Origin of the sequence: Mycolicibacterium chlorophenolicum, assembly GCF_001044235.1 — a bacterium.
GTDB classification, from domain to species: Bacteria; Actinomycetota; Actinomycetes; order Mycobacteriales; family Mycobacteriaceae; genus Mycobacterium; species Mycobacterium chlorophenolicum.
In genome coordinates, this window is sequence record NZ_JYNL01000005.1 from 40,192 (window position 1) to 49,739 (window position 9,548).

The 9,548-nt window shown below is 64.2% G+C and carries 6 protein-coding genes and 3 pseudogenes; 5 read left to right on the plus strand and 4 right to left on the minus strand.

Features of this window, described 5'->3' with window-relative positions; genetic code table 11:
* Positions 1–499: 499 nt before the first annotated feature.
* A complete protein-coding gene (locus MCHLDSM_RS02670; RefSeq protein WP_234713829.1) occupies positions 500–1,243 on the minus strand; it encodes an ATP-binding protein in 744 nt (247 codons plus the stop codon).
* Between the two features lie 699 nt (positions 1,244–1,942).
* On the opposite strand from MCHLDSM_RS02670, the gene MCHLDSM_RS38715 reads away from it, so the two are divergent.
* The 3 genes and pseudogenes from MCHLDSM_RS38715 to MCHLDSM_RS35560 form a co-directional block, all read left to right on the plus strand.
* Positions 1,943–2,275 (plus strand): transposase, encoded by a 333-nt coding sequence (locus MCHLDSM_RS38715; RefSeq protein WP_156455067.1) that lies wholly within the window; start codon positions 1,943–1,945, stop codon positions 2,273–2,275.
* A gap of 249 nt (positions 2,276–2,524) precedes the next feature.
* The gene (gene istA, locus MCHLDSM_RS02680; RefSeq protein ID WP_013470157.1) at positions 2,525–4,153 is read left to right on the plus strand and encodes an IS21 family transposase; all 1,629 of its coding nucleotides are present in this window, start codon (positions 2,525–2,527) and stop codon (positions 4,151–4,153) included.
* Positions 4,150–4,794: pseudogene (locus MCHLDSM_RS35560) on the plus strand (ATP-binding protein); the annotation flags it as partial. The gene istA and the pseudogene MCHLDSM_RS35560, both read left to right, overlap by 4 nt.
* Positions 4,795–4,855: 61 nt before the next feature.
* Here MCHLDSM_RS35560 and MCHLDSM_RS02685 read toward each other — a convergent pair.
* The 3 genes from MCHLDSM_RS02685 to MCHLDSM_RS02695 are packed head-to-tail and all read right to left on the minus strand — an operon-like array spanning position 4,856 to position 7,902.
* Positions 4,856–6,499, minus strand: a complete 1,644-nt coding sequence (locus MCHLDSM_RS02685) for a tyrosine-type recombinase/integrase (protein WP_011891548.1) — start codon at positions 6,497–6,499, stop codon at positions 4,856–4,858.
* Positions 6,500–6,523: 24 nt separating this feature from the next.
* Positions 6,524–6,838 carry a helix-turn-helix domain-containing protein gene (locus tag MCHLDSM_RS02690; RefSeq protein WP_011777793.1) on the minus strand — a complete coding sequence of 105 codons (315 nt, stop codon included), beginning with the start codon at positions 6,836–6,838 and terminating at the stop codon, positions 6,524–6,526.
* On the minus strand, positions 6,835–7,902 hold the full coding sequence (locus tag MCHLDSM_RS02695) for a tyrosine-type recombinase/integrase (protein WP_011777792.1): 1,068 nt from the start codon (positions 7,900–7,902) through the stop codon (positions 6,835–6,837). The genes MCHLDSM_RS02690 and MCHLDSM_RS02695 overlap by 4 nt, the downstream gene beginning before the upstream one ends.
* Before the next feature lie 133 nt (positions 7,903–8,035).
* Here MCHLDSM_RS02695 and MCHLDSM_RS02700 point away from each other — a divergent pair.
* Positions 8,036–8,200: pseudogene (locus tag MCHLDSM_RS02700) on the plus strand (ATP-binding protein); the annotation flags it as partial.
* 49 nt (positions 8,201–8,249) lie between these two features.
* Positions 8,250–9,027 (plus strand): annotated as a pseudogene (locus MCHLDSM_RS02705) (IS3 family transposase); the annotation flags it as partial.
* Positions 9,028–9,548: the final 521 nt, after the last annotated feature.

A 9,548-nucleotide genomic window follows, 5' to 3' on the forward strand; every position in this document is an offset into this window, starting at 1 on the left:
TGTGCAGTGCCATGGTGGCCAGCCGGGACTTCTGTTCGACGCGGACAAGGACGACCCTGAGTTCGGGTACCGCTCACCTTTCATCCGGGAGTCGATGCTGTATCTGACGATCCTGTTGGAGAACACTAGGGCGTTGGCGCGGTAGGCCTCGGTGATGGGATGGGCCAGCCAGCGGTAGTAGGGCTGGCGGGCGAGCTTGAGGAACCCGCACGTCCTAGCGCGGCGATCGCGTCGTTGTCATCCTCGTTGCCTGTGCGGGTACTTGCCAGAAAGACGTCGCAAAGTTTCGTCGCGATTCTCACGACTTCGGTATCTGGGATCAGGTCGCCTATGGTTTTGAGCGCTACGCACGCGCACGCACGGATGCTGCTCGATCTGCTCGGAAGGAGATCCGAGCAGTCGGAGTACTCGGCGAGCTTTGCCGCAGCGTCTCGCACGTCTTTCTTATTGCCGACCAAGATGAACTGACTTGTAGACCACGCATGCGAGTCGGCCATCGCTAATGCGTTGCAGTCATCGAGTAGCGCGTTGTGTTGTGCTCATGCAGTCCGATACCGATGAGCAGCACGGTCAGGGGAAACTCGTTGGCGATGTATTTGAACTGGTTACTCACATCGGTCATGCGTTCCTGGCGGCCGCGCAAGAAGTGCAGGTCGTCGATGATGAGCAGCCGTGTCTCACAGGAGGACACATCGTCAAGAGCGAACCGCAGCAGTTGTTGTGCGCTCGCCCGCTGCCCTCCTGGGTGGGCGTAGAAGTCGCATAATGCCGCGTTGAATTCGCGCGTGCCGGTGGAGGCAGTCATACCGATCCGGCACACCGGCCACCGTTCATCTCCGGCGCGTGTTGTTGTCCCGTAACGCTCGATATGTCTGCGGTGCAGGCGTTTGCCGAACACCCGCGAGACGGTGCTTTTGCCCAGCCCGGGCAGTCCGCTGAGTGCGATCATCGGTTTGGTGTCCTCACCGGTCTGGCAGTTGCAGGCCACGAAGTCTTCGAGTTGCTCCAGCACGGATTGGCATGCGGCGGTCATCAGTGCCCATTTGGGCGTGCCAGCGGCATTCGTCATCGTCGTACCTCTAAGACACTCGAGGGCGCAGCGGTGTTGCGAGGTCGACCACGATCCTGTTTCCACAGCAGATGCATGAGGGCATTGCGCATCCGCAGAGGCGGACCCAGCGGCGATCTCCTCGCCGGTCCGGCCCTCGGCAGCCAACTCATCGGCGCGGCGCAGTTTGCGCACGATGTCCTCCGCGGAATGCCGCTTCCGACCAGCCATGTGTTTCATCGTCCCTTCCAGCCCGACATCGGGCCACAGGACTCTAAAACCCGCCGGTCTCATTCACGGGGAACACGCCAGGTGCTCGATCACAGCCGTGGCCAAATCGACCTCGACACCGCCAGTCACGTCGGACATCCACAAGTAGGCCCGTGCAATGCAATCCCGCGTCCCGGNGGTGCTCGATCACAGCCGTGGCCAAATCGACCTCGACACCGCCAGTCACGTCGGACATCCACAAGTAGGCCCGTGCAATGCAATCCCGCGTCCCGGCCGACCCGGTGCTTCCCTGAACAGCCAAGTGGCAACAAAAGAATCGCGCAGCACGCCCATGCGTCGCCGACGCCACGCCGATTTAGGCCGAAGGGCTTCCACCAACGGCCAACCGGCCGTAGGGATCGAGAAGCGCTCTACCGGTGCCACACCTAAGCAACTCCACCCAGCTTGTGATGTCTTCTGAAGCATGTGCCTGCCCAAGCCCAGAAGCAATAGGCCAGACCGCAAAGTTATCGACATTCCACCGCGCAGCGATCGCCCTCGCGGCGTTCTTGCCGGTGCATTGCAGCCGTCCGTGCCGAACCCGCCACATCTCAATGGATACCGGCACGATCGACGGGTCTGCTGCACGAATAGGTGACATCTGAGTTGGCTTGCCCTGGGTGGGTGAGCTGGAAGGATGTCCTTGTGCCCAGGCCCTACCCCCAGGAGTTTCGCGACGACGTCGTGCGGGTCGCTCGAAACCGCGACGACGGCGTGACGATCGAGCAGATCGCCACCGATTTCGGAGTGCACCCGATGACGCTGCACAAGTGGATGCGCCAAGCAGATATCGACGAGGGCGCCAAGCCTGGCAAGAGCACGAGTGGCTCGGCTGAGCTGCGAGAGCTTCGTCGCCGGAATCGGTTGTTGGAGCAGGAGAACGAGTCCTGCGTCGAGCTGCGGCCTATCTATCGCAGGCCAACCTGCCGGGAAAAGGATCTACCCGCTCGTAAGTGAGCTCGCCGCCGACGGGATCCCCGTGGCAGTGACGTGCCGGGTGCTTAAGCTCGCCCGCCAGCCCTACTACCGCTGGCGCGCCGATCCGATTGTCGTCTGCCAGGAGGATGGGACCAGTGTGAGCTGATTTTGCCAGGGTGATGGGACCACCTGGATTGCCAGTTATGGGACCACCGGCGCGTCGCGTCGGTGGTCCCTTCATCTGTTCGTTTGATCGCCGTGACGGTCCAAGTCACGGAGGCGGCGGGCATGGCTTTTCGGGAGGTCAGTGTGAACGAGATCAGGGAAGTGTTGCGGGTGTGGCTGGGGGTCGCCGGGCTACCGGCACCGGGTTACCGCACGATCGCCGCGCATTGCGGCGTGGACCGCAAAACGGTGCGCCGCTACGTCGAGGCCGCGCAAGCGGCTGGTCTGCACCGTAGCGACGGCGTTGAGGCCGTCGATGACGGGTTGATCGGGGCGGTCGCCGACGCGGTGCGCCCGGTGCGCCCGGATGGCCACGGCGCAGCGTGGGAACAGCTGCTGGGCTTCGAGGACCAGATCACCGCGTGGGTGGCCGGCGATGGTGAGCGGCGTCCGTTGACGATCACCAAGATCGAGACGCTGCTGGCCCGTCAGGGGTGCGTGGTGCCATATCGGACGTTGAACCGATTCGCCGGTGAGCGTTGCGGTTTCGGCCGCAAGGACACCACGGTGCGGGTCGCCGATGGGGATCCCGGTGTGGAATGCCAGATCGATTTCGGCTACCTCGGGATGCTCACCGACGCCGATGATGGGCGGCGCCGCAAGGTGCACGCGTTGATCTTCACCGCCGCCTACAGCCGACACATGTTCGTGTGGCTGTCGTATTCGCAGACTCTGGCGGCGGTGATCGCCGGCTGCCAGGCGGCGTGGGAGTTCTTCGGCGGGGTGTTCGCGGTGCTGATCCCGGACAACCTCAAGCCGGTGATCGCCGCCGCTGATGCGGTCAATCCGCGCTTCACTCAGGGGTGGCTCGACTACGCCGGCCATGTCGGATTCCTCACCGACCCGGCTCGGGTGCGCTCCCCGAAGGACAAACCGCGAGTGGAGCGTGCGGTGCAGTACGTCCGCCGAAACTTCTGGGACGGTGAAACATTCACCAGTATTGAGCAGGCGCAGCAGGCTGTCACCGTGTGGTGTCTTCGTACTGCCGGGACCCGTATCCACGGCAGCACCTGTGCACGGCCGGTGGAGGTGTTCACCACCGAGGAGCAACCGCTGCTGCTGGCGGTGCCGGGCGCCTACGACGTGCCGGTGTTCAAAGCGGTCAAGGTGCACCGCGATTTCCACGCCGAAGTCGCCAAAGCCCTCTACTCGCTTCCCGAGCAGTGGATCGGCACCACCGTCGACGTACGTGCTGACTGCGAGCTGGTGAAGTTCTATCACCGTGGTGTGCTGGTCAAAGTCCACCCCCGTCAGCCTGCGGGTGGCCGCAGTACCGACCGCGCCGATCTACCCGAACACAAAGTCGGTTACGCGTTGCGGGACTTGACGACACTGATCGCCACCTGCGCCGCCTATGGCCCCAACGTCGGGATCTACGCCGAACGCATCCTCGACGATCCGCTGCCGTGGACGCGGATGCGCACCGTCTATCGCCTGCAGGGCCTGGTGCGCCGATACGGCGCGCAACGCGTCGAGCAGGCCTGTTCGGTGGCACTGGATCTCGATGTCGTCTCGGTCAACAAGATCGCCTCGATGCTCGAGCGTGCCACGGAGAACGCGACCCCGGTACTGCCACTGGCCGTCGGCCAAACCGCTACCCGGTTCTCGCGTGATCCATCTGAATTCAGTACCACCGCAACGTCATTGACCGTCATCGCCAATACCGGACTCCGAGGGGATCTGCTGATATGACCACTACCAACCGCGTGGCCGCAGACCCGGTCGGCGCCGACCTGCTCCGACTGCTCAAAGCGCTCAAACTCGGCGCCCTGGCCGACACTCTGCCCGAACGGGCCGCACTGGCCCGCCAGCACAAACTCAGCCACATCGGATTCCTCGAAACACTGCTCGCCGACGAGGTATCCCGACGCGAATCCCGATCAGCCGCCCTACGGGCGGCCAAAGCCGGACTCGACCCAGGCATGCGCTTCGACTCCTGGACCGCACAACAGGACCTGCGCTATGACCGCACACTGCTCGGCGACCTGACCTCGCTACGATTCCTCGACGCCGGACAGTCCGCAATCATCCTCGGGCCCGTCGGCGTAGGCAAAACACATCTGGCAACAGCCCTGGGACACATAGCCATTCGCCGCCGGCACAGCGTCCTGTTCGCCCGATCCGACAAACTGTTCACCCGGCTACGCGCCGCCCGACTCGACCACACCGTCGACGCCGAGATCCGCCGGCTGGCGGCCGTCGACGTCCTCATCATCGACGACTTCGCGCTGCGCTCCCTCGACGCCACCGAAACCAGCGACTTCTACGAAATCGTCGTCGAACGCCACCAGAACAAGACCACCATCGTGACATCAAACCGGGAACCAGCCAAAGCGCACTTGTTCGCGCGAACCTGTGCGGAAGTGGCGTTGAAACGTGACATGTTTGCAGGTATCAGGGTTGGGCGAGGTGGTCGGGCAGTCGGCCCTCGTCGAGGTGATCGGCGAGATAGATCATCGCTCCTTCGGGTCTCATCCCGAAGGCTGCCGCGACGAGTTTCGGGTCGATCGTATTGACCAGATCGGCCAGCCGGGTACTGCGCAGCATCTTGGGTGGCAGGCCGCAGGGATCGAGCAGATGACTCATGTAGGCCTCCGACGCCGGTCGCCGGTCGGCTTTGGTACCGCGCGTGACGATCACGTGCGGGTTGTTGGTGCGCTGGGTGTCGCGGTGATCGAGGCTGCGTTGCAGCGCGTTCCAGCTGACCGGGTCCAGCGGCACCGGGTGGGGGCGCGTGCCGAGGCGGATCGAGCGGTCACTGGTGTCGATGTGGTCGACCTGCAGCAGGCGCAGCTCACGGCTGGAGACACCGTGCAATATGGCGAGGAGCCCGAAGAGGGCTTCGTGCGGATGCGCAGCGGGGTCGGCGCTCCAGCGGCGAAATAGGTCGCGCTGTTGCGTGATGGTGAGTGTGCGGCCACGAAATCCCCTGTGCCGCTTGGCTGACATGCCGTGTGTCGGGTCCACGAGCACCACGCGACGATTGCGTGCGAACCGGAAGAACTGGCCCAACACGGTCAGACGTCGCGCTCGGGTGTTGGGCAACTCGGCGAGGAACGCCTCGATATCCGTGACGTCCACGAGTGCCCAATCCTGCTTGCCCCGTTGCGCTTCGAGGAAGTGAGCCAGGTCTCGCACTATCGTCAACGCTGACTCGATGGTGCGGTCGGAGCGGGGGCGGGTGCCTGCACGCCGGGCCCGGTCGCGGTTGTGCAGCATGGATTCGGCGAAGGCCGCGACAGCGACGCGCATCGGACCCGGTGTGGCGTCGATCCGTTTCTGCCGTCGTCCGGCGGCCAGCCGCTGGTCCTGGTCGGTGGCCATCGCCAGGCCGTGCTCGGTGAAGAACGCTTCCAGAGCGCGAGCCAGTGATCCCATCGACCGGCCAGGTCGGCGGGACCGCTCGAGCACGCTCTGCGGGTGGTTGGGGTGTTCGTCTTCGAGGAGTCGAGCCAGCGTGGCGATCATCCTGCAAGCGCGAGCGGGGCAGTGACGGGCGGCCAGATACGCGACGAAATCGCCGAGCCAGCCTGGTGGTTCAGTGAGCGCAGCGGCCAGGGTCTCACCGCGCACGAACGGCCGGTCCGGGTGGCGCTGCCAACATCGCCCGCACATGCCGTGCGCGGCGTGGCGGCGCAGCTCACCGCAGGACACACAGATGCGGGGCGGATACTTTGGTGGGCGGGGCCGCGAGCACGGGCCGCACCACCCCGTCGACTCGCGCAGATAGCCGGGCTTTGCGCAGCGCGGGCATGTCGATTTCGCGGCGGCGAGCGTGGCCCGCTTCTGACATGGCCGGCATACCGTTTCACCGCGGAATTTGATCGGACCGCCGCATTCGCGGCAGCGGCGTGAGCACAGCATGCACCGGTCTGTCTCCGGCAGCACGATCCGGTCCCAGCCGCAGCCCGGGCATCGTGCCTTGGCGGCCTGCGCCCGCAACCGGCGGGTGCAGTGGCAGCAGTGCTCGCGGCCGATGTATCCCACCGGTGCGCCGCAGTCAACGCAGTCTCGTTGTCGTTTCCCCACCAGCCGCACCCCGTTCCGAAACGTTGGGTGGGCCTACATTGGCGGCATTGATCGGCCCCGCGCGGTGGCGGTCTTGGGCTGCGAGGCGACCGGGCGCGGTCGTGCGGCAGGCTGTTCGACTGGGGTGGTGTCGATCTCGAACAGGTCATCCGGGGTGCAGTCAAGCGCGGTGCACAAGGCGATCAGCGTCGAGACCTTGATCTGGCTTGGCTCCTTGGTGAACAGCGCTGACACCGACGCCGCCGACAACTCCAGACCCGCGCGCTCGGACAAAAGCCGCCGCAGTTCGGTGCCGGTCCATACCTCGCGCTGGGCCGCGGCCATCCGCAGCCGCCAACGAATCCTCATGCCGTCCCATCCTCTCCGCTCAGCTCGGCCAGCGTCGAGGTGACCGCGCGTCGGTAGGCGTCCTCGATGAACGTCGCCGACGGCCGCACGTACCGCATGGTCGAGCTCACCGTCCAGTGCCCCAAAAGCTGTTGAATCGCAACCAGATCCACACCACGCTCGTAGTTGTGGGTGGCGCAGGCCCGGCGCAGCGCGTGCGGGCTGAATCGCTCGGTCGCCGGTCGCCCCTCCAGCTCCATCAGATACCGCAGGCGGTTGCGGATCGTGCCCCGATGCAGTGCGCCACCGGACTCGTCGGCGAACAGCACCGGCGAGTTCGGGAACTTCGGCCGCACGTCGGCCAGGAACCACTGCAACAACACATCCAGACCGTCCAGCATCGGCACCCACCGCGGCCGGGGACCGGACATGTGGGCGGCCTTGCCGAACCGCACGTGCAACTTGCCGAACGGTCCACGATCGAAATGCACGTCCGGAATCTCCAGCAGCGCTGACTCTTCCGACCGCAGCCCAGCGTGATACAGGGTCCGAAACATCGCATAGTCCCGCGCGGCCGGCCCGTACTTGCGGGCGGTGGCAATCCGAGTCTTCAGGAACTCGAAGAATGCGCTCACCCGCTCCGGGGTCGGCGGCGCCGCGACTGCCGGCGAGTCGTCGCCCACGTGCCGGGACGCGTTGAACTCATCCACCGGGCACACCAGCCGCGCCCCGAACGCGGCCTCGATCTCGGCAGCCTTGCGGGTCTGCAGGAACCGATGGAACCCCTTGAAGATCTGCACGTACTCCCGCCGCGTCGACGCCGCCCGCCCCGCCATCGCCAGCTCACCGACCACCCGATCGATGTCCTCGCTGGTGACCTCCCACGCCGGACACCCCAGCGCCGTCAAGGTCCGCTCCAACAGCCCGATATCGTTGTCGATCGTCACCGGGCTGAATCCTCGGGCATGCCAGGACGCCACGAATGCATCGACGCATTCACGTTGAAACACAACAGGATCGGCGGCAACAGCCTCGACCGGTGCGGCGCCACCGGGAATCAGCCGCAGACCCTCCACTCCCCGCACACCTTCTTCCCGCCTAACCAGTTAAGGCAACACCTAACATATCGCGATCACGCCTTGACGATCGCTAAGACACGCAGAACAGCCGAAAGCCCAGCTAGCAGGAGAAATCAGCCACAACGAACATGTGCCAGCTCCAGTTGAATGGTTGACCATGACCGCCGACACCCTGCTCGCCCAATCAGCCATCGACCGACTCACCGCTGCGGCCCACACCCTGGTCATCGAAGGACCGTCCTACCGCCAACGCACCCGACCCGGACAGCTTGACCCAGCCGAACCTGACGAGCATCCTCGATAACGCGCCACGGTGGTCCCATCCCCCTGGCAATCAGGTGGTCCCATCACCCTGGCAAGCGACACCGATTACCGACGCCGAGAGAATCGAGGCTTACCGCGCCAACGCTTTGTTTCGACGCCCATAAAGACGACCCTGAGTTCGGCTATCGCTACTTGGTCGAGGAGGCCCGCGATGCCGGTGAGCCGATAGCCGAGCGCACCGCCTGGCGGATCTGCTCTCAGAATCGATTGTGGAGCGTGTTCGGCAAGAAGCGCGGCAAGAACGGGAAGGTCGGGCCGCCGGTCCACGACGATCTTGTCGAGCGCGATTTCACCGCTTTCGTACCAAATCAGTTGTGGCGCAGCGATATCACCGAACATCGCACTGGCGAAGGCAAGCTCTACCTGTGTGCGATCAAGGACGTGTTCTCCAACCGGATCGTCGGGTACTCGATCGACTCCCGGATGAAGTCCCGGTTGGCTACCACCGCGCTCAGTAGTGCGGTGGCACGACGCGGCGAAGTTGCCGGGTGCATCGTGCACTCCGATCGCGGATCTCAGTTCAGGTCAAGGAGATTCGTGCACGCACTGAACCATCACGGGATGGTCGGATCGATGGGCCGGGTCGGCGCAGCCGGCGACAACGCCGCCATGGAGAGCTTCTTCAGCCTGCTACAGAAGAACGTGCTCGATCGCCGTCGCTGGAACACACGAGAGGAACTGCGGATCGCGATCGTCACCTGGATCGAGCGCACCTACCACCGGCGCCGTCGCCAGGCCGGCCTCGGGCGGTTGACCCCGATCGAATACGAAGCCATCATGACCACACCGGCCAGTCAGGCCGCGTGACCGAAACTGTCACCTGATCGTGCAGCAGACCCGACCAATGGTCAGACTTTTTGTCATCCGCGATGTCGTTTACGACATCAAGCGACATTCCAAATGGCATAACGACACGGAGAATGGCAACCTACAGGGCGGCCTGTAGATTGCCAAACTCCATGTCATATGGCGATGGCTCTGCCTGCGGGTTTCCTGTCTTGCCACGGAGATGACGAACCAGTTTTGCCATCTAAATGGCGAATCCTAGAACCGAACGGTCGTCCATGAAATCGCATCGCGTCAACTGCTGACATCTCGCGAGGAGTCGTTCCTGCAAGACCGTAATCCGGCCGCCGTAACCGCGTGCTCGTCCAGAATCTCGATCGCCGGCTTCCGCCGCGTCCGAGGGATGAACAACGCGACATGCGACCTCTAAGCCTCGATCCACCGATAAATTGGTTGGTCGTGGGGTGTCGGAATGAGGAAAGTGCCCCTTGAGCTGGGAGGATTGGTGTTCTCTACGCATCAATCAGGCCAGTTCAGAAAGG

Bases quoted from the DNA above. Each gene is read 5' to 3' on its own strand.
- MCHLDSM_RS02690 (WP_011777793.1), bottom strand. From the start codon at position 6,838: ATGAGGATTCGTTGGCGGCTGCGGATGGCCGCGGCCCAGCGCGAGGTA.
- istA (WP_013470157.1), top strand. From the start codon at position 2,525: ATGGCTTTTCGGGAGGTCAGTGTGAACGAGATCAGGGAAGTGTTGCGG.